This window comes from Janthinobacterium darwini, from assembly GCF_051380905.1.
Classification (GTDB): Bacteria; Pseudomonadota; Gammaproteobacteria; order Burkholderiales; family Burkholderiaceae_D; genus Janthinobacterium.
On sequence record NZ_JBNYXX010000001.1, the window covers coordinates 3,308,709 to 3,332,673 of the forward strand.

Genomic DNA, 23,965 nt, shown 5'->3' on the forward strand with positions numbered 1-23,965 from the left:
TTCTCGCTTATTCGGGTGAATTCCGTTGCTTATGGGAATTTATTAACACCATTATCGAGCAAGCACATGCAAATCAGCACGGCAAGAAGAGCGACTTTTACCGCTCTTTTCAGGATTTGGCTGGGATTTAAGCGTCCGAGAAAATGCTCAGGGCAAGGCGCATTGCCGAAGGCAGTACGAATAGTACGCCTAGGCAATGCAACGCCGCCATGGGCGTTTTATCGCGCGCTTAAATTGGCCAGAGCGGCGCTTCGTCCATCAGGGCAACTTGCTCCCTGAGTTCAAGGATGCGGTCTTGCCAGTAGCGCTGCGTGTTAAACCACGGGAAGGCAACGGGAAAGGCGGGGTCGTCCCAGCGGCGCGCCAGCCAGGCCGAATAATGGATCAGGCGCAGCGTGCGCAGCGCTTCGACCAGGTATAGCTGGCGCGGGTCGAAATCGCAAAAGTCTTCGTAGCCGGCCAGGATGTCGCTCATCTGGCGCACCATGTCGCCCCGCTCGCCAGACAGCATCATCCACAGGTCCTGGATGGCCGGGCCCATGCGGCTATCGTCGAAATCGACGAAATGGGGACCTGCGTCCGTCCACAGCACGTTGCCTCCATGGCAATCGCCATGCGTGCGCAGCACGGCCACGTCACCCGCGCGGTCATAGCAGCGCTTGACGCCATCGAGCGCCTGCTGCGCCACGCTGGAATACGCGGCCAGCAGTTCGGGCGGCAGGAAATTTCCCTCCAGCAAAAACTCGCGCGGCTCGACGCCGAACGTCTGGTGATCGAGCGCCGGCCGCTCCTTGTAGGTGGACAGTGCGCCGACGGCATGGATACGGCCGATGAAGCGCCCTGTCCACTCCAGGGTGGCAGGGTCGTCCAGCTCGGGCGCGCGGCCTCCGTGACGGGGGAAGACGGCAAAGCGGAAGCCCTGGTACTGGTGCAAGGTGCTGCCATTGATTTCCAGCGCCGGCACCACCTGGATTTCGCGTTCGACCAGCTCGGACACGAACGCGTGTTCTTCCAGGATGGCCGTATCGCTCCAGCGCTTGGGGCGGTAAAACTTGGCCACCAGGGGCGCGCTGTCTTCGATGCCCACCTGGTAGACGCGGTTTTCATAGCTGTTGAGCGCCAGCAGGCGGCCATCGCCGCGCAGTCCCACGCTATCGAGGGCGTCGAGGACGCAATCGGGGCTCAGGGCGGAAAAGGGATGGACGGGCCGGTCGTCCTCGTGCGGCTGGTTTTCATTGTGCATAAGCGACATTGTAAGGCGCGCACAAAAAATCATGCTGATTACACCTGAGAAAACCCTCGCCAGTGGGAGGGAGTTGGCGTCGAGAAGCGGAACTGTACTTTGGTGCAGTGAGCAGCGGAGATGAAAAATCACGGCGTGCAGCAGGTTTAATTGGGGGTTATTCGGCGGTAAGCCGCAGCTCAGCGTATACTGGCGGCTTACATTCAATACAAAGAGCAAGCCATGCAACTCGAACAGCCATTATCAGAAAAAGAATTTGACGAATTAGACCAATTCCTGTTGTCGGACCGCTGCTCCGAAGACGCGATGACCATGGATATGCTGCACGGCTATCTGACGGCGGTGGCCATCGGCCCGGAACCGATCATGCCGGCAGAATGGTTGCCGCGCGTCTGGGGCGAAGATGCCGAAGATGCACCAAAATTCAAGAACAGCAAGGAAGAAGAGCGCATCGTCAACCTGATCATGCGCTTCATGAACGAAGTGCTGGTGACGTTTGAAGTCGCACCGAAGGAATTCGAGGCCCTGTTCGTCGAACACGACTACGAAGGCCAGACCCTGATCGACGCCGAAGCCTGGTGCTGGGGCTTCTGGGACGGCATGGAACTGCGTCCTGGCTCGTGGAACGAAATCTGGGATTCCGAAGTAGCCGAGCTGATGCAGCCAATCTACCTGCTGGGCGCCGACGAAATCAAGGAAGAAGAACTGAAACTGGTGGAAGACCCGGTCAAGGCGCACAAGCTGGCGCAGGAACTGGAAGCGAACCTGCCGGCCATCCACCGTTTCTGGGTACCGCGCCGCAAGGCACCCGTGCAAACCATGAAGCGCGAAGAGCCAAAAGTGGGCCGTAACGACGACTGCCCTTGTGGCAGCGGCAAGAAGTTCAAGAAATGCTGCGGCGCCGAGCCGGCAGCCGAGTAATCCCGCAGTAGCATCTCCCTCTGCGCCGGCGTCCTGCCGGCGCAGCGCTGGCGTTGGCCCAAGGGCTATAATCGCCGCATGAAACTCCCCGACCTGAACCTGCTCGTTGCCCTCGACATCCTGCTCGAGGAAGGCAGCGCCGTGGCCGCAGCGCGGCGCATGAATTTGAGCGCACCGGCCATGAGCCGCACTCTGTCGCGCATCCGCGACGCCATCGGCGACCCCGTCTTCGTGCGCTCCGGACGCGGCCTGACGCCCACCCCGCGCGCGCTGGAATTGCGCGAGCAGGTGCGCAGCGTGGTGGAGCAGGCGCACGCCGTCTTCACTTCCGGCCGGGAAATCGACCTGCGCACGCTGGAACGTACCTTCAGCCTGTGCGCCAACGACGTATTTGTCGGCGCGTATGGCGGCAAACTGCGCGACCTGCTGGCCATCCATGCGCCGCACACGGCGCTGCGCTTCGTGCCAGAAGGCGATGGCGCCACGGAAAACGACGCCCTGCACGCGGGCCGCATCGACCTGTACATCAGCGCCCGGCGCGCCTTTGCACCAGACATCAAGCTGCAGCATCTGTTTTCCAGCAGCTTTGTCGGCATCGCCCGCAGCGACCATCCGATCTTCGACGGCCCCATCAACCTCGACAGCTTTACCGAGCACGAACATATCAGCGTCTCGCGGCGCGGCCTGGCGCGCGGCCCGTTCGACACGGCCCTGGCCGAGCGGGGCTACGCGCGCCGAGTCTCGCTGATCACGCCCAATTTTCAGTCTGCCATCTTCGCCGTCGCCGATTCGCGCCTGCTGCTGCCGCTGATGCCCGCGCCCCTGCTGCCCATCGTCGAGCGGCTGGGCTTGAAGCTACGCCAGTTCCCGCTGCCCATTCCCGTCGACAATGTCGACGTGTTTCAGGCCTGGCACCCGCGCCTCGATCACGACCATGCGCACCGCTGGCTGCGCCGCATGATCAAGGAGCTGTGCGGCAGCACGCCGCCGGACGCTTAGGGTCTGAGCCCCATCATCATTGCACCAGACGCAATTCAGACTTCATTAATTATCAATTTTCACAAGATTAACGGCTACCTATACTGCGTGGACTGATTCTCATCCACGGAGTTCCCTGTGTCCGCTGTACTGCTACCCGGCGCCGTCCCGACGGCGCCGCCTCCCCCTTCACCGCCCGCGCCCCCCGTTTTCGGCCTGCGCCTGGCCACGGGCCTGGCCGGCGTGCTGCTGGCCGTGCTGGTGTCCGGCCTGAATGAAAACATCACCAAGGTCGCGCTGGCCGATATCCGCGGCGCCATGGGCATCGCGCGCGACGACGCCAGCTGGCTCGTCGCCCTGTATGCGGCCGCCTCGGTGTCGGCCATGGCGTTTGCGCCGTGGTGCTCCGTCACCTTCTCGCTGCGCCGCCTGACGGCCACCGCCATCCTCGTCTGCATGGCCGCCGGCCTGCTATGCCCGTTCGCACCGAACCTGTCCGTGCTGATGTTACTGCGCGTGGTGCAGGGCGCGGCCGGCGGCGCCCTGCCGCCCATGCTGATGACGGTGGCGCTGCGCTTCCTGCCGCCGAATATCAAGCTGTATGGCCTGGGCGGCTATGCGCTGAGCGCCACCTTTGGCCCGAGCCTGGGCACGCCGCTGGCGGCCTTCTGGACCGAGTACCTGGGCTGGCAATGGGCCTTCTGGCAAGTCGTCCCGGGCAGCATCGTCGCTCTGCTAATGGTGTCCTGGGGCTTGCCGCAAGACCCGCTGCGCCTGGAGCGCTTCCGCCAGTTCGACTGGCGCGGCCTGCTGCTTGGCCTGCCCGCCATCAGCATGCTGGTGGTCGGCATGCTGCAGGGCGAGCGCCTGGCATGGTTCGCCTCGCCGCTGATCTGCGTGCTGCTGGGGGGCGGTCTCCTGCTGCTAGTGCTGTTTTTCATCAACGAGTGGTCGCATCCGCTGCCGTTCTTCAAACTGCAGCTGCTATCGCGGCGCAACCTCAGCCACGCCCTGCTGACCCTGGGCGGCGTGCTGTTCGTGCTGCTGGCCGTAATCCTGATTCCCTCGTCCTACCTGGCGCAGGTGCACGCCTATCGCCCGCTGCAAACGGCGCCCGTGATGCTGATGGTGGCGCTGCCGCAGTTGATCGCCCTGCCGCTGGTGGCCGCCCTGTGCAATATCCGCGCGGTCGACTGCCGCTGGGTACTGGCCATCGGCCTGGCCCTGCTGGCCCTGTCCTGCGTGCTCGGAGCGCGCATGTCGCCGGACTGGATACGCACGCATTTCTACCTGCTGCAAGCGGTGCAGATCTTTGCGCAACCCATGGCCGTGATTCCCTTGCTGCTGCTGGCCACCACGGGCCTGGCGCCGCAGGATGGCCCATTCGCCTCGGCCTGGTTCAACACCATCAAGGGCATGTCGGCCGTCGTCGCCACCGGCGTGCTCGATGCGCTGATCACGCGCCGCAACCATTTCCATTCGACGGTGCTCAGCGAGCGCCTGGGCAACCTGCCGACCGCCGTGGACGTACCGGGTTTGGCACAGCGCATGCATGCGCAAGTCGTCACCCTGACCTCGTCCGACCTGTACCTCACCGTGGCCGCCATCGCGCTGGCCATGATCCTGATCATTCCCATCCTGCCGACGCGCGTCTATCCGCCGCGCGCCGCTTGAGTTTTCATTTTTACGAAAGAGCCTCACCATGAATGTCCCCATCCTGCGCTCGCGCGCTTTTATCCTCGGCCTGGCCCTGCTGGCCTGCGCCCTCGCCTTTTGCGCCTGGCAACTGCTATTCGCCCATGGCGATGAACAAAGCACCGACGACGCCTTTGTCAGCGCCGACTACACCGTACTGTCCCCCAAGGTGGGCGGCATCGTGCGGGAAGTGCTGGTGGAAGACAACCAGACTGTCAAGTCGGGTGATCTGCTGGCGCGCATCGACGACCGCGACTACCAGGCCGCCGCCGCCTCGGCCCGCGCCGAAGTAGCCGGCGCCGAGGCGCAGCTGGACTATGCCCGCGCCACCTTGCAGCGCCAGCAATCGGTGATCGAACAAGCCACCACCCTGGTCGACGCCAACCAGGCGGAAGACAAACTGGCGCAGCAGGAACTGGCCCGTTCGCAGCATCTGGCCGGCCAGGGCGCGGGGAGCGTGCAGAACGCGCAGCAGGCGCAATCGCGCTTCGACGTGAGCCGCGCACGCCTGGCGCAAAACCGCGCAGCCCTGGTTTCCACCCGCAAGCAGACGGAAATTTTGCAAGCGCAGCAAGGCGCGGCCGAAGCGGCCCTGCTGCGCGCCCACGCCAGCCTGCAACGGGCCGAACTTGATTTGTCGCATACGCAGCTGCGCGCCCCCATCGACGGCATCGTGGGACGCCGTGCCGTGCGCGTCGGCGCCCTGGTAACTCCCGGCGCCAGCCTGATGGCCGTGGTGCCCTTGAACCGCAGCTTCGTCGTCGCCAACCTGCAGGAAACTCAGCTGACCCACGTGCGCCAGGGCCAGCCCGCCAGCATCGCCGTCGACGCCTATCCGGGCGTGCTCCTGCACGGCACGGTGCACAGCATCGCGCCCGCCACGGGAGTGACGTTTGCCGCCATCGCGCCGGAAAACGCCACAGGCAATTTCACCAAGGTGGTGCAGCGCATCCCCGTCAGGATCGCGCTCGATCCGGGCCAGGATGGCGACAGCCGCTTGCGCGTGGGCATGTCGGCCGAAGTGCGCATCGATACGGCCATGCGCCGCCAACATCTGCAACAGGTGAGCGCACGATGAAAGCACTGGTACTCATCACGGCCCTGGGCCTGGCCGGCTGCGGCAGCGTCGGCACCGACTTCCAGCGCCCGCACAACGATCTGGGACAGCAATGGCGCCAGGCGGAGGATGCCCGTTTCACCGCAAGGCAGGATGGCGCCATCGAGCAGCGCTGGTGGGACAGCTTTGGCGATACCACCCTGTCGTCCTTGCTGCAGCGCGCCGCCGGCGCCAACCTCGACGTGCTGGCGGCAAGCAGCCGGCTGCAACAAAGCCGCGCCGCGCGCGGCGGGGCCGGTGCCGCGCAAAGCCCATCCCTGGGCGCGAATGGCAGCTATGGCCGCGCGCGTAACAGTGCACAAGGCTTGAGCGACCCGTCGCGCAACAACGGCCAATCCGCCTACAGCCTGTGGCAAAGCAATCTCGATGCAGCCTGGGAGCTGGACCTGTGGGGCCGCGTGCGGCGCGAAGTGGAAGCGGCCGACGCCAGGGTCGAGGTGGCCCGGGAAACGCAACACGGCGTGCTGCTGGCCGTGCTGGCCGAAACGGCGCGCGACTACATCGAGTTGCGCGGCGCGCAGCAGACGCTGGCCATCACGCAGCAGCTGCTCGATATCGCCCGCCATACCCTGGACCTGACCCGCATCCGCCTGCAGGAAGGCGCGGCGTCGCAACTCGACGAGGCCGAGGCGGCGGCCCACGTGGCCACCATCGAAGCGCGCCTGCCGCCGCTGCAACAGCGCGAAGTGCGCCTGGGCAATGCCCTCGCCCTCTTGCTGGCACTGCCGCCACAGTCCCTGCAGGCGGAACTGGCGGCGGGCAAGGGCATTCCCACAGTGGCCATGCAGGTGCAGCTGGGTGTGCCGAGCAGCCTGGCCGGGCGCCGTCCCGACATCCGCCGCGCCGAAGCGCAGCTGCACGCGGCCACTGCCGCCATCGGCGTGGCGCAAGGCGATTTTTATCCGCGCATCACGCTCTCGGGCAGCATCGGCCTGCAAGCGATGCAGCTGTCCGACATCGGCTGGGACGCCAAGCGCTTTGCCTTCGGCCCCGGCTTCAGCGTGCCCCTGTTCGACGGCGGCCGCCTGCGCGGCAATCTGCAATTGCGCGAGGCGCAGCAGCAGGAAGCGGCCATCGCCTACCGCCAGACGGTGCTGGCCGCCTGGCACGAAGTGGAAGATGCGCTATCTGGCTACCAGGCCAACGCCCGCCGCCAGGCTAGCCTCGATGAAGCCGTCAAGCAGGGACGGCGCGCGCTGGGCAGCGCGGAACTGCAGTACCGCCAGGGCGGCACGGACTTGATCAACGTGCTGCATGTGCAAAACACTTTATTGAACAACGAAGCGGCGCTGGTCGACAGCCGCGCCACCGCTTCGCTGTCGCTGGTCCAGGTCTACAAGGCGCTGGGCGGCGGCTGGCAAGCATTTTCAACCACCTCGCAAGGAAGCATGCCATGAAACCGAATCCCGCACACTTTTCCATCCACGACGTCAGCGACTTTCCCATCGTGCGCTTTCGCCCTGAAACGGCCGTCACCGGCTATGCCCCGCTGTGGGAAAACGACATGGACGCCCTGCTGCGCCATGGTATACCGTTCGTCATGCTGTTCGAAGAGGAACGCAGCGACGAAGCGCACATCGACCGCAAGCGGCGCGGCCTGTGGCTCAAGCACAACAAGGTAGCGCTGGCCGCCCTTTGCCGGGGCCTGGTGTCGGTCGAGGCGGACGCGGAACAACGCGCGCGCCTGCAGGCGATGGCGGCGGGCGCCATGAAAGCCTTTGGTATCGTGCAGGAAGTGGCGGCCACGCGCGAACAGGCCGAGGCCCTGATGGTGTGGCTGCTGGGCAGCGGTCAGATGGCGCGGCCGCGCGCGGCGGACGTCTGGTGAATCAGGCGGCCCTGCGGACCGCGCTTCTGGCAGGGATGACGCACACGTCGCCATCGCTGTTGGCCGCCGTCGTCAGGGCGATGCCGTACAGCGCGGCAAGGGCCGGCACGGCGCCGGCACCGCTGGCGAGATCGGCGACCAGCTGGCCCGAGCGCACCAGCAGCAGCCGCTCGAAACCCAGCAAGGCGTGATTGATGTCGTGCAGGATGGCGACGACGGCGTGGCCGCGCGCGGCACAGAACTGCTGCAGGCTATCGAGCAGATCGAACTGCAGACCGGGATCGAGCGCCGCCAGCGGTTCGTCCACCAGTATCAAGCCATCCTGCACATCCCACATTTGCGCGAAGATGCGCGCCAGCTGCACCCTGGCCTGTTCGCCGCCGGACAGGGTGTCCAGGCGCCGTCCCAGCAGATGCGCGGCATGCGCCAGGGTGGCCGCGTCCTGCACGATCCGCTCCAGCTGCGGGTCGGCCAGGCGCGCCACCCGCCCCAGGCCAATCACCAGCTCGCACTGCAGTCCGAAGGCCACGTTCGAACCTTGCGGCAGGACGGCCCGGCGCAGGGCCAGTTCGGCCAGCGGCCACTGCGCCAGCGTCCGGCCCGCGAACGCCACCTGGCCCGCCTGCGGACGCAGTTCGCGCGCCATCAGTTTGAGCAGGGTCGACTTGCCCGCGCCGCTGGGACCGAGGATGGCGATGCGCTCGCCGGGATGTACCTGCACATTGAAGGGACCGAAGTACTGCTGGCCCAGTTGCGTGGTGGCGAAAGAGAGTTCCAGCAGGGGCGTCATGCTTATCCTTTCAGGTGCTGCTGTGGCGGAAGCGCCGCAACAGCATCAGGAAAAATGGCCCGCCCAGCAAGGCCGTGAAAATACCGACGGGGACTTCCGCGGGAATGGCGACCGTGCGCGCCAGCGTGTCGGCCAACAGCAGCAGCAAGCCGCCCATCAGCATGCCCAGCGGCAGCACGCGGCGCTGGTCGGCCCCCAGCCAGGTGCGCACCAGGTGCGGCGCGATCAGGCCGATGAAGCCGATACCGCCGCACCAGGCGACGGCAAAACCCGTCAGCACGGCCACCAGCACAATCACCTGTGTGCGCAGCCGGCCCACGTCGATGCCCACATGCAGCGCCTGCGCCTCGCCCAGCGCCAGCGCGTTCAGTGAGCGCATCAGGAAACGCGTGGCCCACAGCGCGCCGGCCAACACCAGCAGCAAAGCCGCCACCTGGCGCCAGCTGCCGGCCGACAGCGAGCCGAGGGTCCAGAAAGTCAGGGTGCGTAATTGATCGTCGCTGGCCAGGTAGATGCACAGGCCCATGGCAGCCACCGTGATGGCGTTCAGCGCCACGCCCGTCAGCAGCAGGCCGACGATGGAACCGGGCGTGGCCCAGCGGGCGACCCTGTCGAGCAGCACGCAAATGAGCATGGCGCCGGCAAACGCGGCGGCCGGTAATAGCCATACGCGCAACTCGGGCGCCACGTGCAGGCTGGCCGCGAAGACGATGGTGGCGGCGCCCGCGCAGGCGGCGCCGCTGCTCACGCCCAGCAGCCCCGGGTCGGCCAGCGGATTGCGAAACAGCCCTTGCGTCAAGCCGCCGGCCAGCGCCAGCGCGGCGCCGATCAAGATGGAGAACAGGGCGCGCGGCAGGCGGATATGCCACAGCACATAGGCGCCGCCGGACTGCGCCGCGTCGCCAGATTGAAACGGCGCCAGCCAGTCTGCCAGGGTCACCGGCACGGCGCCCGCCTGCACGGCGGCGAGCAAACCGCAAGCCAGTGCGGCGGCCAGCAGCCCGCCTGCGCTCCAGCGTGGCCAGCGCCACGGAGCAACGGACACCACGGAAGCCACGTTCATGCGGCCATGGCTTGCGCGAAGGCGGCGTCCAGGTCGGCCAGCGCCTGCGGCATGCGCGGGCCAAAGCCCAGCAGCAGCATGGCTTCCAGCGAGACGATGCGGTGCTTGCGGCCGGCCGGCGTCTGCGCCAGCCCTGGCAGTTTCAATATGCCATCCACGCCGCCCGAGGCCTTCAGCCCTTGGTCCGTGACGAGGACGAGGTCGGGCCGCGCGGCGATCACGGCTTCGGGCGTGAGCGGCTTGTAGCCGGAAAATCCACCCTGCCCGCCCATCACGTTGACGGCGCCCGCATACGCGAGCATGGCGTCGGCGCCCGTCTCGCGCCCACCCACCATCACCTGGTTGGGCGCATGGGCGAGGATGAACAATACGCGTACGGGCGCGTGGCTGCGCTGGCCCACCTTGGCCAGGGCGCCGTTCCACTGCTGTTGCAAGGCTTGCGCCAGGCGCGCGGCGGGGTCAGTGCGCCCCGTGATCTGGCCCACCTGTTTTACCCGTGCGAGCAAGCCTTCGAATTTGTTATTTGCGTTCAGCACCGCCACCGGCACGCCCGCGTCGCGCACCTGGCGCAGCACCGCTTGCGGCCCCGCCTCCTCGGTGGCGATCAGCTGCGTGGGCGCCAGCGACAGCACGCCTTCGGCCGACAGGGTGCGCGCGTAACCCACCTGCGGCAGTTGTTGCGCCACTGCCGGATACAGCGAGGTGGTATCGACGCCCACCAGTTCGCCCTGCGCCTCGAGCGCATAGATGATTTCCGTCAGTGCGCCGCCGACGCTGACGATGCGCCGCGCCTTGATAATCGGCTTGGCCGCGTCGCTGACGGCGGCCAGCGCCTGCATCGGCGCGGCCAGCGCCAGCGCTCCCGCGCCCATTTTTTTCAGCGCGATGCGGCGCGCCACGCTGGCAGCGATCATGCGGCGCATAGTTCGCCCTCCTGCGCCACTCTTTCGACGATATGGCGCCATTCGCACAACTCATGCACGCCCGGCTTGCGTTCGCCGAAAAACATGACGATGGTGTCGCCCTTGGCATCGAACAGTTCCACGGACGTCACCAGACCATCGACGGTCGGTTTTTTCACCACCCAGGCGCTGGCGATCTGGTCGTCGCGCAAATGCAGGTTGAAGCGCGTGTCGAGGACGTTGATCCATGGCCCCATCACGGCGATCTTGTGCACGGGGCCAGAATGGATCTGGATCATGCCGGCATTGCCGACGAAAGCCATGATGGACACTTTTTCGAGGGCTGCGCTATTGAGCAGGTCAAGCACGCAGGATTTGTCGATCTGCTGCACGAAGCGCGCTTCGGCCAGGCGCAGGCCCTGCAGGCGCGAGACCGAATATTTTTTCAGCACGGTGAAAAAATCATGCGTGTCGCGCAAGTCGGCCCAGGCGGCGCGAAAACCGGCCACGTCGATCTGCGCGTCGGGCAATTCCGCCGGCGGCGGCGCCGCCGCCGTCACGGCGATGCCTGCCGCCTGGTCCGCGTCCGCAAAGCGCGCCACCAGCGCATCGTAAGCGGCCAGGTCGCTTTGCGGCTTGAGGAAAATCTTGTGCACGGCATGGCCGGCCGCATCAAAAAATTGCAGGCTGCGCTGCACTTCTTGCTCTCCCATCTCGCGTACGGCAAAGCCATGCGCCCAGTGGCGGTAAAACACGCGCAAGTCGATGTCGCCACCGAGCACCAGGCCCACGTGGTTGTTGTGGCTGGCCTTGCGATAGACGCCCGTCTTTTCATGCACGCATGAGGCGTTGCGCGTCAGCGCCATGACTTCGCCCAACGGTTCCAGGGCGGCAATGATGGCGGGCCAGTCGGCCTGCAGGCGCTCAGCACCCAGCAAGGCGCCATCGGCCAGCGACAGGCCAGCATGCGCGGCAATCATCTCGCCTTCGGAAATGCCCAGGTCCTCGGCGATGTCGCGGTGGCGGGCTTTTTTCTCACGGCGCAGGCGGGCAAATTCACTGGTGACCAGCTCGGTATTGCAAATGGGGAAGGTGCTCGACACGGTGTCTCCTTTCAAGGCGAACACTGGCTGGCAGGGGCTGGCTGGTGGTGGTGGAATCTTGAAATCAATTATAAATGAGAATCATTCGCAATCAAGACTTATTTATGTTCAAAATTTCCGCGCAAAAAAAGCGCCGCGACAGGAAACCCGTCGCGGCGCCAAAGGAGACCGATCGATACAGCCGATCAGTTCAGGAAAAAAGTTCAGGCGCTCGCCTGCACGGCCGGCATGGCCGCCACCTTGGGCGAGGGCCGCTGCGCCAGCAAGACCACGGCGGCCAGTACCATGGCGCCGCCCAGCAATTGCGTGCCGCTGACGGATTCCTTCAGCAAAGTCACGCCGAACGCCATCGTGATGACAGGTTCAAAGGTGGAAATGATGGAGGCCTTGGCCGCGCCGATTTGCGCCACGCCGGCAAAGAAGGCGGCAATCGCGATGGCCGTCGAGAACAGGGCGATGGCGCTGACGGCCAGCCAGCCCGTCGCCGTGCCCGGCAAGGACACGCCTTGCCACAAGGCAATCGCAGTATTCGACAGGCCAGCCGTGCCCAGGATCACCACGCAAGCGGCCAATGGGTGAATATTCTCGCGGCTTTTCGACAGGCTGTTGCCAAACAGGATGTACACGGCGTACACGCCGGCCGCCATCAATGCCAGGGCGATGCCGATGGGCTGCCCCTGCAGCTTGCCACCCAGGGTGATGGCCATGCCGGCAATCGCCAGCGCCATCAGCACCAGCATGCGGCGGTCCAGCTTTTCCCAGCCCAGCGCCAGCGCGAGGATGGTCACCAGCACGGGATACACGTACAGCAACATGCCGCACAGGCCGCTGCTGGCATACATCAGGGCATTGAAATAGCCTTGCGACTGGGCCGTGTACATCAGGCCCATCAGCATGTAGCCGGCCAGCAGGCGGCCGCGCGGCAAGCGCCAGCCGCCCAGCCACACCAGCGGCAGCAGCAACATGGCGGCGATGACGAAACGCAAGGCCAGCATGGTCGACGGGTTGACCCCGGACGCATATGCCGCCTTGGCAAACACTGCGGAACTGCCGAAACCGGCGGCCGACAGCAACACCAGCGCAACAGCGCGGCGATCAGACATGACTAACCTCTTTGAGTACACCTGGGCAAACCTGCTGCGCATCGCGACGGTTTTCCCAGGCGTTGTAAATATTAATGCCAAGCAAGGCCGGGAGATAATTCATGCGTGAATCATATTGCGGGTCACTTCACGCATAGCCGGCATCATATTCGCTTGCGCAAAATGAAACAAACCAATATTCTTAACGGATAGGCTCAATATTACTTAGCCTCAACGAGGAGGCTCCCCCCGCATGTCACGTCCCTTGCCACCGCTCGCCGCCCTGCATGCCTTCGAGGCGGCCGCCCGCCATGAAGGTTTCCAGCGCGCGGGCGAAGAATTGCATGTCTCGGCCGGCGCCATCGGCCATCACGTGAAACAGCTGGAAGCGTGGCTGGGCGTGGTGCTGTTCCAGCGCATGCCGCGCGGCGTGGTGCTCACCAGCGCCGGCCAGCGCTATGCGGCCTCGCTGGGCCCCATCCTCAACCAGCTGGCCGATGTGTCCGAGCAGGCGCGGCGCCAGGGCGATGACAAGGTGGTGACGGTGACTGCCACCAGCTCGCTTGTCTCGCGCTGGCTGATGCCGCGCCTGGGCCGGCTGCGCGACCGCTATCCGCAGATCGAACTGCGCGTGCTGGCGTCGATGCACCCGGTCGACCTGGCGCGCGATGGCGTGGACGTGGCCATCCGCCTGGGGCCGGGCCGCTATCCGGGCCTCAAAGTCGATTTATTGATGGAAGAATGGTTTTCCGCCGTCTGCAGCCCCGGCTTTCGCGCCAACGCGGCCAGCCTGCGCCAGCCCGCCGACCTGCTGCGCTATCCGCTGCTGCACGACGAGCCGGAAGTACACCTGCCCGGCGAAATCGACTGGACGCGCTGGCTGCACAGCTGCGGCGTGCATTACAGCGGCAATAGCGGCAACAGCGGCGCGCGCTTTTCGCACACGTATTTATGCCTGGACGCGGCCGCCAGCGGCCAGGGCGTGGCCATCGCCGCCAGCCCGCTGATCGGCGACGATCTGCGCTCGGGCCGCCTGGTGCGCGTATTCGAACACGCGGTGCGCGGCCCCCACTGCTATTACCTGCTGCGCTCACCCCAGGCGGAAACGCGCCCCCTCGTGCACGCATTCTGCGAATGGCTGATCGCCGAGGCGCGCGCCGACCAGGAAACCGTCTGGCCCACCGTGGAGACAGCATGACGAACAGGGAACTGGCGCGCAGCGCCCAATTTATTGTCCAGCATGAATATGAAGAGGCCAGCGTGACGGCGGCCGATGGCCGGCAAACCAGCCTGGGGGGATTCTATGGCGACCCGGCCGTGGCCTTGATCGATATCAATGAGCAATGGTGTGCCGTGGCAGGCGAGGGATTGATGCTGTGTCGGCTGGAACAGCCGTTCGGGCAGTGCGTGGAATACTACCGCCAGCCAGGCGACGTGCGCTGGATCACGGCTTTACGGCAAACGGGACCGTTTGCGCTGGAGTGGCAGGATGAGGATGGCGATTGGCACAGCCTTGTCTTTGAGGCGGCGGATGTGTCGGGTTACGCGACAGGGCGCTAACCCGACCTACGCCAGCGGCGCTGAATGGCTCGTAGGTCGGCTTAGCGCGCAGCGCGTAAGCCGACAACACCATTACAGTTTAATAAAGTGCTCGCGGTAATATTTCAGTTCTTCGATCGACTCCAGGATGTCTGCCAGGGCCGTGTGCTTCTGGTGTTTCTTGAAACCGGTGGCGATTTCCGGCTTCCAGCGCTTGCACAACTCTTTCAGCGTCGATACGTCAACATTGCGATAGTGGAAGAACGCTTCCAGCTTCGGCATGCCGCGCACCATGAAGCGGCGGTCCTGGCCGATGGTGTTGCCGCACATGGGCGACTTGCCTGCCGGCACGTATTTCTTCAGGAACGCGATCAGTTCCGCCTCCGCCTGCGCTTCCGTCACGGTCGACGCCTTCACCTTGTCGATCAGGCCGGAGCGGCCGTGCGTGCCCTTGTTCCAGGCATCCATCTTGTTCAGGGTTTCATCCGACTGGTGAATCACGAACACGGGGCCTTCGGCCAGCAGGTTCAAATGCATATCCGTCACCACCACCGCCACCTCGATGATGCGGTCGGTATCGGGTTCCAGGCCCGTCATTTCCATGTCGACCCAGACCAGATTCATCTCATTTGGACGTGCCGGCACCGCAGGTGCTGGGGTGGATGCAGAGGTGGGTGCAGTTAAGTCGGTCGCTTGTGACATAATTCTCTCTTGGCCTAATCAAACTAAATAATCAGCCATTTTCTCACAGGCACAGAATGTATTCACTCGCGTTTTCGATTTTGTTTGTATCCGTCCTCGTTTTGACCCTCGCCGTGCGCTTCTGGCTCGCTTCGCGGCAGATTCGCCACGTGCTGGCCCACCGCTCTGCAGTCCCACCCGAATTCGTGGAAAAGATCCCGCTGGCGGCCCACCAGAAGGCGGCCGACTACACGGTGGCCAAGACCAAGTTCGGCGTGCTGACCCTGCTGATCAACTATGCCGTGCTGATCGGTTTTACTTTGCTGGGCGGCTTGCAATGGCTGGCGCTATACCTGAATGAATGGATGGGAGCGGGTTCGCCCATGTTGTACCAGATTGGCCTGATCGCCGCCTTTGCCGCCATTTCCGGCCTGATCGACCTGCCTTTCGATTATTACCGCCAATTTGTGCTGGAACAACGTTTCGGCTTCAACACCATGGCACGCAAGCTGTTCTTTACTGACATGCTCAAGGGCGTGGGTCTGGGAGCCGTCATCGGCCTGCCCCTGATCTGGGTCGTGCTGACCCTGATGGCCAAGTCGGGCGACCTGTGGTGGCTGTATGCATGGTTCGTCTGGAGCGGCTTCCAGTTGCTGATGATGGTGTTGTTTCCCACCGTCATCGCCCCCCTGTTTAACAAATTCACGCCGCTGGCCGATGACTCCTTGAAAAGCCGCATCGAAGGCTTGATGCAGCGCGTGGGTTTCGCCTCCAAAGGCTTGTTCGTCATGGATGGCTCGAAGCGCAGCGCCCACGGCAATGCGTATTTCTCGGGTTTTGGCGCCAACAAGCGCATTGTTTTCTTCGACACCCTGCTGTCGCGCCTGGCGCCGCAGGAAATCGAAGCCGTGCTGGCGCATGAACTGGGCCATTTCAAGCTCAAGCACATCGTCAAGCGCATCGCCATGATGTTCGTCGTCTCGCTGGGCTTTCTGGCCCTGCTGGGCTTCCTGAAGACGCAGCCGTGGTTTTACGCGGGCCTGGGCATCGATCCCGTCGCCCTGGCGCTGACGGGCCAGCCGACGGACGCGCTGGCCCTGCTGCTATTCATGTTGGCCTTGCCCGTTTTCACTTTCCTGCTGGGACCGCTAACGTCGCTCAGCTCGCGCAAGCACGAATTCGAAGCCGACGCCTTTGCCGCCACGCACACGCAGGCCGACGACCTGGTCTCGGCCCTCGTGAAAATGTATGAAGACAATGCGTCGACCCTGACGCCCGACCCGCTGCACTCGGCCTTCTATGACTCACACCCGCCGGCCAGCGTGCGCATCCGCCACCTGAAAGGGGCTTCCACATGAATACGCCATCGACTTCGCAAGGCCTGACCCAACTGTCCTGCGCGCCGCGCCAGCAGGCGCTGGGCGACACCGACATCGCCACCCTGCATGCCCTGCTGCCCCAGTGGACTTTGCAAAATGGCAAGCTGTGCCGCGACTTCGGCTTCAAGAATTACTACCAGACCCTGGCGTTCGTGAACGCCCTGGCCTATATGACACACACGCAAGACCACCATCCGGAGCTCATCATTACTTATAAAACCTGCGCCGTGCGCTACGACACGCACTCGGTCAACCAGGGCGCCGGCGGCCTGTCCGAAAACGACTTCATCTGTGCCGCCAAGGCTGACCTCATCTACCAGAGCAGCCAGGTGGCCCCATGAGCGAAGGCAAGTTGACTGGCATCATCATCGCCGCCCACGGCCGCCATTACCTGGCCGACGTGGATGGCGCCAAGCTTCAATGCGTAACGCGCGGCAAGAAAACCAATGTGGCCGTGGGCGACATTGTGCACCTGACGCGCACGTCCAACGACCAGGCCGTCATCGACCGCATCGAGGAGCGCAAGACCCTGCTGTACCGCTCGGACCAGTACAAATCGAAATTGCTGGCGGCCAATTTGACGCAACTGTTCATCGTCGTCGCGACGGAACCGGGCTTCGCCGACGACCTGATCTCGCGCTCGCTGGTGGCGGCCGACGCGGCCGGCATCGAGGCGCGCATCATCCTGAATAAAACGGACGTGACGGCCTCGCTGGACAGAGCCCGCGAACGCCTGCTGCCGTATTCTTCGATGGGCTATCCCGTCGATGAAGTGTCGGCGCGCGCCGAACCCGAGCACGCCGTGGCCACCCTGGCACCGCTACTGGCGGGCCAGTCGTCTATCCTCATCGGCCAGTCGGGCATGGGCAAGTCGTCGCTGATCAACCTGCTGGTGCCGGATGCGGACATCGCCGTGCGCGAAATCTCGGCCGCGCTCGACACGGGCAAGCACACGACGACCTTTACGCGCCTGTACAAACTCGATGAACTGGGTGCCAACAGTTCCATCATCGATTCGCCCGGCTTCCAGGAATTCGGCCTGTACCACCTGTCCGAAGGCATGCTGGAGCGGGCCTTCCGCGAATTCCAGCCCTACCTGGGCGGTTGCAAGTTCTACAACTGCCGCCACCTGATCGAGCCGCAGTGCGCCATCCTGCAAGCCTTGTCTGAAGGCAAAATCTCCAGGATGCGCCATACCCTGTATGGCCAGCTGCTGCACGAATCGGCCCAGACCCTCTACTGACCGCCGCCGGTCGCGTCCGCCATGGTGTGGCGGCGCGACCATGCAAATTTAATACCAGCCATAGCTCGACCGGAAAAATTAAATTCCGTTGTACAGCCAGCTTTCCGCGTTTAATCCCAAAAACCATCCGCCACCGTTTTTATGCAGTTCAGCGCACGAAACCGGCATTTCATCACCGTCTGCTGGTGATGGCGATGGGCATTTGCTACCTTGACATCAGTCCCTGCAGGAAACCTGGCAGAGATCATCCGGTCCAAATCCTATCCTCAACCCTGATTGAAGGTGAATGTCATGCATACCCCACGTCTTTTCCCGTTTGCCGCCGCCGCACTGTTGTCGCTAGCCAGCGCCCTGGCGCAAGCGACCCCGCAACATGCCGACAGCGTACGCGTTACCGTCAGTTCGCCGCACAGCGTCACCGCGCAGGAAGTGCTGGAAATCGAGCAGCAGTACCTGCTGTCGAATCAGCAGATCCTCGTGGTGCGCGAACAGAACCAGCATTTCTACGGCCACCTGAGCGACAAGAACGGACGCCACGACAAGGCGGAAGTCGAAATCTTTCCCCAGGCGCCAGGCCTGTTCATCACCCGACGCGGAGCCACCTTTGCTTTCAGCAATGCTGGCGAGCACGTGGTGATCGACGATGCCCAGTATCTGCCGGGACTGCGCATGCCCGCCGACAGCCGCACGGCCATGCGGCTCGAAGGCGCACATTCGGTGCGGCTCGTCTCGCGCTAGACTATCCCCATGCGGCAGGGGCAGCCGCCCCGTGCAGACCTGCGCGCGCGAAATCTGCCTGCCACACTGGACAATTGCTCCCCAATGCAGCTTACAATGCAGTGACATATGGCCTGGCGCCCGCAGGCCATCACCACTGTTTTGCGGGGAGATTTGTCGAATGGAAATGTTCGCGCTCGAGCATGAAATAGCGCAGTGGGAAAGCGAGCTGCCGTCGCTGCGCGCCGCCGGGCGCGTACCGCACTTGCTGTTGCTGTCCTGGCATCTGCGGCAACGCGACTGCCTGCGCGCCAGCCAGCTCGGCGAGGAAGCCCGCGTGCTGCTGCCGCTGGCCGGCCTGGACTCCGCCGCGCTGGAACAGGCGCAGGCGCGCTTGCAACTGGTGCAGGCGGAACTCGAGTGGCTACATGGCGAACTGGATGTTGCCGAGAAACGCGCCTGGGCGGCGCACGCCATCCTGTGTGCGCACGGCAACGGTGCTGGCTGCGCCGACGCCCACTGGCTGCTCTCGTCGATCGCGGTTGACCGGGGCGACCATGCCCGCTGCGACGCCGAATTGCTGGCGGCGGCGGAGCAGGCGCGCAGCGCCGGCGATGCGATGCGTGCCAGCCTGGCCGACGCGGCCATGGCGCGCTGGGCCGTCTTGCGCGATGCGCCAGCCGCCCAGGCACGCTGGGGCAGGCACTTCCAGGCTGACAGCGCCAGCGGCAAGCTGCCAGCGCCGCTGGCAGCCTGGGTGCATGACTTCCGCGGCTTGCTGGCGCACAAATCGCGCGACCTGGGCGCGGCCGCCGGCCACTACATGCAAAGCTATGAGGCGGCGCTGGAAAGCGGGCAACTGCGCGGCGCGATCACGGCCGCCATCAATATCGGCGACTGTTTCTCCAGCCTCAACGACAACGAATCGGCCCTCGAATGGATGCAGTGCGCGCTGGACCTGGCGCGCCCCACCGGCTGGCCGCGCAGCATCGGCGCCTGCCAGACGCATACGGCCGAAACCATGCGCAAGCTGGGACGCCTGACCACCGCCGAAGGCTTGCTGCGCGAAGCGCTGCACATCCTGGCCCCCGTGTCGGGCGCACGCACGTATGCCAACGCGCTGTTCCACCTGGGCGAACTGAGCCTGGACAAGGGCGACTACGACACGGCGCTCGACGCCTTCAGCCGGCTGGCGCAACGCGCCGAAGCGCTGGGCCAGGCCGATTTCCGCAGCATGGCCCAGCGCGGTAGCGCCCACGCACTGTCCTATCTGGACCGCCCGGACGAAGCGCTGCAGGCGGCCGAGCGGGCGCGGCAGCTGGCCACGGCGCAGGGCGACGCGATGCACCAGGTGTCGGCGCTGCGCGTCTTGTCCATGCTGCATGCGCGCCATGAGCTGCCGCCGCCGGCAGACATGCAGGAACGCAATCCAGCCCTGCATTTCCTGCACCAGGCGCTGCAGGTAGCCTCTTCCATTGAAGGCTATTCGCCGCCCGGCGAACTGCTCGATGCGCTGGCGCGCGAATACGCGCATGCGGGCGACTATGCGCGCGCCTACGATATTGCCCTCGATGCGGGCGTGGCGCGCGAAAAAAGCCACACTCAGCAAGCCGCCAACCGCGCCACCGCCATGCAGGTCTACCACCAGACCGAACATGCGCGCTCGGAAGGCTATCATCACCGCGAACTGGCCGCCTCCGAAGCACGCCGCGCCGAAGTATTGCAACAGACCAGCGACACCCTGGAACGGCTGTCGGCCATCGGCCAGGAAATCACCACCCACCTCGACGCCAGCGCCGTGTTCCAGGTACTCGATCGCCACGTGCATGCCTTGCTGCCAGTCAACACCTTCGCCGTTTACATGCTCGATGCGTCGGGCACGGCGCTGCGCCGCGCGCACGGCATGGAAGCGGGCCGGCCCCTGTCCGACAACGCCATTCCCCTGAGCAATCCGCGCGCCTACTCCGTGCGCTGCCTGCTGGAGCGGCGCGAAGTGTATATCGACCAGGTGCCGCCCAAGCGCCACGCCTACACCGTGCCGGGCACCCTGCATAACCAGAGCGTGCTGTATGTGCCCTTGACGGTGGGCGAGCGCGTGCTGGGCGTGATGACGGTGCAGGCTTGCCATGCCCATGCCTACGGCGAACGCGAGCGGCTGATCTTCCGCACCCTGTGCGCGTATGGCGCCATCGCGCTCGACAATGCCAGCGCCTACCGGCAGCTGCAAGATGCCCAGGCGCAACTGGTGTCGCAGGAAAAACTCGCCGCCCTGGGTTCCCTGATGGCGGGCGTGGCGCATGAACTCAACACGCCCATCGGCAACAGTCTGTTGATCGCCAGCACCATGCAGCAAAAGACGGAAGACATGGAACGCCTGATGAACGGTCCGGGCCTGCGCCGCTCCGACCTGTCCGCCTACATCGAGGATGCGGCCAAGGCATCGGCGCTGGTGATGCGCGGCCTGCACAGCGCGGCCGACCTGGTCAACAGCTTCAAGCAGGTGGCCGTCGACCGCACCACCGAACAGCGGCGCCAGTTTGACCTGCAACAGGTGAGCAATGAAATCATCGCCACCGTCATGAACCGCATCCGCAGCTCTGGCCACCGCATCGAGACGGACATCGATTTCGGCATCGCCATGGACAGCTATCCGGGTCCGTTAGGCCAGGTGATCACCAATCTGATCAACAACGCCCTGCTGCACGCCTTCGCCCCCGCGCCCAACGATGGTGCCGCCGGCACGGGCTGCATGCGCCTGTCCGCCACGCTCGATGGGGCGCGCGTGCAGATCGTCTTTGCCGACAATGGCGGCGGCATCGCAGAACAGCATCTGTCGCGCATCTTCGACCCCTTCTTTACGACCAAGCTGGGCCAGGGCGGCAGCGGCCTGGGTTTGTCGATCAGCTACAACATCGTCACGGCCCTGCTGGGCGGCACCATTCAGGTGGCCAGCAGCCGCACCGGCACGCGCTTCACGCTCGAGCTGCCCCTGGTGGCGCCGCAGATCGATGCGGCCACCCCGGCCAACATCTATTGAGCCGGCAAGATCCAGGCTGGACGCGGCCACTTGTCTACACAAGTCCCCGTCCGACCAGTCTTTCCAATCTAAAAGCAAAACCCTTATAATTGAATAGCTGGAGTCCCTGCCATTGCATGATTTATAACTTGGCAAACCGCATCGACCCGCGCGACAAACAGACACGGGCACCGATCAACACAGCAGCGCGCCGGGCGAGGCAGTCATCAGACGAGATGTTATACGCTGATGCAACCCGGCGGGAAAGGCACGCCGCCGGCGGCCTGCGCATCTTCAAGTGGTCATTATGTCGATAAAAAAACCGATCAAGCACTACCTCCAGTTCTCCGATTTCACGTTGGAAGAGTACGAATATGTGATCGAACGCGCCCATCTGATCAAGCGCAAGTTCAAGAATTACGAAATCTACCATCCACTGATCGACCGCACCCTGGTGATGGTCTTTGAAAAGAACTCCACCCGCACGCGACTGTCGTTCGAAGCCGGCATGCACCAGCTGGGCGGTGCCGCCATCTACCTGAACACGCGCGACTCCCAGCTGGGCCGCGGCGAGCCAGTGGAAGATGCGGGCCAGGTCATGTCGCGCATGTGCGACATCATCATGGTGCGCACCTTCGGCCAGGAAATCATCGAGCGTTTCGCCGCCAACTCGCGCGTGCCGGTGATCAATGGCCTGACCAATGAACACCACCCGTGCCAGGTGTTTGCCGACATCTTCACCTACATCGAACACCGCGGCTCAATCGCTGGCAAGGTCGTTGCCTGGATCGGCGACGCCAACAACATGCTGTACTCATGGCTGCAGGCGGCCGAAGTGTTCGGCTTCCACGTCAATGTGTCGACGCCAAAAGGCTACGACATCGACCTGTCGCAAGTCAAAACCGAGCGCTACACGTTCTTCGCCAACCCTTCCAACGCCTGCGAGGGCGCGCACCTGGTCAACACGGACGTGTGGACCAGCATGGGCTACGAAGCGGAAAACGCGGCCCGTATTGCCGCCTTCGACGGCTGGATCGTCGATGGCGCGAAGATGGCCCGCGCCGCGCCCGATGCCCTGTTCATGCACTGCCTGCCCGCCCACCGCGGCGAGGAAGTGGCCGCCGAAGTGATCGACGGCCCGCAATCGGTGGTATGGGACGAGGCGGAAAACCGTCTGCACGTGCAAAAAGCGCTGATCGAGTACCTGTTACTGGGTAAAATCAACTAATTCGCCAGGTGCATATATTCTGGCAGCATCGCAATACATACATCGACAACGACAACTGGAAGCAATATGAGCGACATTAAAAAAGTAGTCCTGGCCTATTCCGGCGGACTCGACACCTCCGTCATCCTGAAATGGCTGCAAGATAACTACCAGTGCGAAATCGTCACCTTCACGGCCGACCTGGGCCAGGGCGAAGAACTGGAACCGGCGCGCGCCAAGGCCATCAAATTCGGCATCAAGCCGGAAAACATCCATATCGAAGACGTACGCGAAGAATTCGTGCGCGATTTCGTCTTCCCGATGTTCCGCGCCAATACCGTGTATGAAGGCGAATACCTGCTGGGTACCTCGATCGCCCGTCCGCTGATCGCCAAGCGCCTGATCGAAATCGCCAACGCCACCGGCGCCGACGCCATCTCGCACGGCGCCACCGGCAAGGGCAATGACCAGGTGCGTTTCGAACTGGGCGCCTACGCCCTGAAGCCAGGCGTGAAAATCATCGCCCCATGGCGCGAGTGGGATTTGCTGTCGCGTGAAAAACTGCTGAAGTACGCGGAAGACGCCGGCATCGAAATCGACATGAAGCACAAGAACGGCGGCGCGCCGTACTCGATGGACGCCAACTTGCTGCACATCAGCTTTGAAGGCCGCCACCTGGAAAACCCCAGCGCCGAAGCGGAAGAAACCATGTGGCGCTGGACCGTCAGCCCTGAAAACGCGCCGGACGAAGCGGAATACCTGGACATCGAATATGAAAAAGGCGATATCGTCGCCATCAACGGCGTGCGCATGTCGCCCGCCACCGTGCTGGCCGAACTGAACAAAGTTGGCGGCAAGCATGGCGTGGGACGCCTGGATCTGGTGGAAAACCGCTACGTCGGCATGAAATCGCGCGGCTGCTATGAAACCCCGGGCGGCACCATCATGCTGAAAGCCCACCGCGCCATCGAATCGATCACCCTGGACCGCGAAGTGGCCCATCTGAAAGATGATTTGATGCCGCGCTACGCGTCGATGATCTACAACGGCTACTGGTGGGCGCCCGAGCGCGTTGCCCTGCAAACCCTGATCGACCATACGCAGGAAACCGTAAACGGCTGGGTACGCATCAAGCTGTACAAGGGCAATGTCATCGTCGTCTCGCGCGATTCGAAGACGGACTCGCTGTTCGACATGAACATCGCCACCTTCGACGAAGACGGCGGCGCCTACAACCAGGCCGACGCCGGCGGCTTCATCAAGCTGAACGCCTTGCGCATGCGCATCGCCGCCATCGCCCGCGAAAAGCGCGGCCAGAAGTAATCCCCGGCCGGGAGGCAACCCCTCCCGCGCCCGCCGAAAGCCGCCTACGGGCGGCTTTTTTTCGTCTGGAGCACTCCCGGCCACGATTTACGGACTTGCACGCCCCGCCATCCCCCCCATTTTGCTGTCCTCATGGCA

22 protein-coding genes are annotated in these 23,965 nt (G+C 64.1%); 15 read left to right on the forward strand and 7 right to left on the reverse strand.

The annotated features are described in order from the left end of the window. Positions 1-229 precede the first annotated feature (229 nt). Positions 230-1,243 carry a serine/threonine protein kinase gene (locus ACQ4WZ_RS15265; protein WP_101480257.1) on the reverse strand — a complete coding sequence of 338 codons (1,014 nt, stop codon included), beginning with the start codon at positions 1,241-1,243 and terminating at the stop codon, positions 230-232. Positions 1,244-1,465: 222 nt separating this feature from the next. On the opposite strand from ACQ4WZ_RS15265, the gene ACQ4WZ_RS15270 reads away from it, so the two are divergent. The 6 genes from ACQ4WZ_RS15270 to ACQ4WZ_RS15295 all read left to right on the forward strand — a co-directional run bounded on the left by ACQ4WZ_RS15270 (position 1,466) and on the right by ACQ4WZ_RS15295 (position 7,782). Further along, complete coding sequence (locus ACQ4WZ_RS15270) at positions 1,466-2,164, forward strand: UPF0149 family protein (protein ID WP_077401213.1); 699 nt, start codon at positions 1,466-1,468, stop codon at positions 2,162-2,164. A gap of 78 nt (positions 2,165-2,242) precedes the next feature. Next, entirely contained in the window at positions 2,243-3,163 is a 921-nt protein-coding gene (locus ACQ4WZ_RS15275) for a LysR family transcriptional regulator (RefSeq protein ID WP_133993016.1), read from the forward strand. 117 nt (positions 3,164-3,280) lie between these two features. Continuing rightward, positions 3,281-4,816 carry an MFS transporter gene (locus ACQ4WZ_RS15280; protein WP_436573822.1) on the forward strand — a complete coding sequence of 512 codons (1,536 nt, stop codon included), beginning with the start codon at positions 3,281-3,283 and terminating at the stop codon, positions 4,814-4,816. Between the two features lie 28 nt (positions 4,817-4,844). Further along, positions 4,845-5,915 (forward strand): HlyD family secretion protein, encoded by a 1,071-nt coding sequence (locus tag ACQ4WZ_RS15285; protein ID WP_436573823.1) that lies wholly within the window; start codon positions 4,845-4,847, stop codon positions 5,913-5,915. Further along, positions 5,912-7,351, forward strand: a complete 1,440-nt coding sequence (locus ACQ4WZ_RS15290; protein WP_436573824.1) for an efflux transporter outer membrane subunit — start codon at positions 5,912-5,914, stop codon at positions 7,349-7,351. Before ACQ4WZ_RS15285 ends, ACQ4WZ_RS15290 begins: the two co-directional genes overlap by 4 nt. Beyond that, positions 7,348-7,782, forward strand: coding sequence for a hypothetical protein (locus tag ACQ4WZ_RS15295; protein WP_436573825.1), 435 nt, complete (start codon positions 7,348-7,350; stop codon positions 7,780-7,782). Before ACQ4WZ_RS15290 ends, ACQ4WZ_RS15295 begins: the two co-directional genes overlap by 4 nt. A gap of 1 nt (position 7,783) precedes the next feature. On the opposite strand, the gene ACQ4WZ_RS15300 is transcribed toward ACQ4WZ_RS15295, so the two are convergent. The 5 genes from ACQ4WZ_RS15300 to ACQ4WZ_RS15320 all read right to left on the reverse strand — a co-directional run bounded on the left by ACQ4WZ_RS15300 (position 7,784) and on the right by ACQ4WZ_RS15320 (position 12,743). Beyond that, complete coding sequence (locus tag ACQ4WZ_RS15300; RefSeq protein WP_436573826.1) at positions 7,784-8,572, reverse strand: ATP-binding cassette domain-containing protein; 789 nt, start codon at positions 8,570-8,572, stop codon at positions 7,784-7,786. A 10-nt stretch (positions 8,573-8,582) separates the two neighbouring features. After that, on the reverse strand, positions 8,583-9,635 hold the full coding sequence (locus tag ACQ4WZ_RS15305) for a FecCD family ABC transporter permease (RefSeq protein ID WP_436573827.1): 1,053 nt from the start codon (positions 9,633-9,635) through the stop codon (positions 8,583-8,585). After that, positions 9,632-10,558, reverse strand: a complete 927-nt coding sequence (locus ACQ4WZ_RS15310; protein WP_436573828.1) for a heme/hemin ABC transporter substrate-binding protein — start codon at positions 10,556-10,558, stop codon at positions 9,632-9,634. Before ACQ4WZ_RS15310 ends, ACQ4WZ_RS15305 begins: the two co-directional genes overlap by 4 nt. Further along, entirely contained in the window at positions 10,546-11,640 is a 1,095-nt protein-coding gene (locus tag ACQ4WZ_RS15315; RefSeq protein ID WP_208327753.1) for a hemin-degrading factor, read from the reverse strand. The genes ACQ4WZ_RS15310 and ACQ4WZ_RS15315 overlap by 13 nt, the downstream gene beginning before the upstream one ends. Before the next feature lie 203 nt (positions 11,641-11,843). After that, complete coding sequence (locus tag ACQ4WZ_RS15320; RefSeq protein ID WP_101480250.1) at positions 11,844-12,743, reverse strand: DMT family transporter; 900 nt, start codon at positions 12,741-12,743, stop codon at positions 11,844-11,846. A 232-nt stretch (positions 12,744-12,975) separates the two neighbouring features. On the opposite strand from ACQ4WZ_RS15320, the gene gcvA reads away from it, so the two are divergent. Together gcvA and ACQ4WZ_RS15330 are read left to right on the forward strand one after the other, a co-directional pair. Beyond that, a complete protein-coding gene (gcvA, locus tag ACQ4WZ_RS15325; RefSeq protein ID WP_436573829.1) occupies positions 12,976-13,920 on the forward strand; it encodes a transcriptional regulator GcvA in 945 nt (314 codons plus the stop codon). Next, positions 13,917-14,282 (forward strand): hypothetical protein, encoded by a 366-nt coding sequence (locus ACQ4WZ_RS15330; protein WP_436573830.1) that lies wholly within the window; start codon positions 13,917-13,919, stop codon positions 14,280-14,282. The genes gcvA and ACQ4WZ_RS15330 overlap by 4 nt, the downstream gene beginning before the upstream one ends. A 72-nt stretch (positions 14,283-14,354) precedes the next feature. On the opposite strand, the gene orn is transcribed toward ACQ4WZ_RS15330, so the two are convergent. Further along, complete coding sequence (gene orn, locus ACQ4WZ_RS15335; RefSeq protein ID WP_180338396.1) at positions 14,355-14,963, reverse strand: oligoribonuclease; 609 nt, start codon at positions 14,961-14,963, stop codon at positions 14,355-14,357. 56 nt (positions 14,964-15,019) lie between these two features. Between orn and ACQ4WZ_RS15340 the strand changes: the two genes are divergently transcribed. The 7 genes from ACQ4WZ_RS15340 to ACQ4WZ_RS15370 all read left to right on the forward strand — a co-directional run bounded on the left by ACQ4WZ_RS15340 (position 15,020) and on the right by ACQ4WZ_RS15370 (position 23,827). After that, positions 15,020-16,300 (forward strand): M48 family metallopeptidase, encoded by a 1,281-nt coding sequence (locus ACQ4WZ_RS15340; protein WP_436573831.1) that lies wholly within the window; start codon positions 15,020-15,022, stop codon positions 16,298-16,300. Next, a complete protein-coding gene (locus ACQ4WZ_RS15345; protein ID WP_436573832.1) occupies positions 16,297-16,662 on the forward strand; it encodes a 4a-hydroxytetrahydrobiopterin dehydratase in 366 nt (121 codons plus the stop codon). Before ACQ4WZ_RS15340 ends, ACQ4WZ_RS15345 begins: the two co-directional genes overlap by 4 nt. Beyond that, positions 16,659-17,564 carry a ribosome small subunit-dependent GTPase A gene (rsgA, locus tag ACQ4WZ_RS15350; RefSeq protein ID WP_436573833.1) on the forward strand — a complete coding sequence of 302 codons (906 nt, stop codon included), beginning with the start codon at positions 16,659-16,661 and terminating at the stop codon, positions 17,562-17,564. Before ACQ4WZ_RS15345 ends, rsgA begins: the two co-directional genes overlap by 4 nt. A gap of 291 nt (positions 17,565-17,855) precedes the next feature. Beyond that, positions 17,856-18,302: a hypothetical protein gene (locus tag ACQ4WZ_RS15355; protein WP_436573834.1), complete on the forward strand. Its 447-nt coding sequence runs from the start codon at positions 17,856-17,858 to the stop codon at positions 18,300-18,302. Positions 18,303-18,462: 160 nt separating this feature from the next. Then, a complete protein-coding gene (locus ACQ4WZ_RS15360; RefSeq protein ID WP_436573835.1) occupies positions 18,463-21,318 on the forward strand; it encodes an ATP-binding protein in 2,856 nt (951 codons plus the stop codon). Positions 21,319-21,604: 286 nt separating this feature from the next. Continuing rightward, on the forward strand, positions 21,605-22,525 hold the full coding sequence (argF, locus tag ACQ4WZ_RS15365; protein WP_436573836.1) for an ornithine carbamoyltransferase: 921 nt from the start codon (positions 21,605-21,607) through the stop codon (positions 22,523-22,525). A 66-nt stretch (positions 22,526-22,591) separates the two neighbouring features. Next, positions 22,592-23,827 carry an argininosuccinate synthase gene (locus ACQ4WZ_RS15370; protein ID WP_035825961.1) on the forward strand — a complete coding sequence of 412 codons (1,236 nt, stop codon included), beginning with the start codon at positions 22,592-22,594 and terminating at the stop codon, positions 23,825-23,827. The last annotated feature ends 138 nt before the right edge of the window (positions 23,828-23,965 follow it).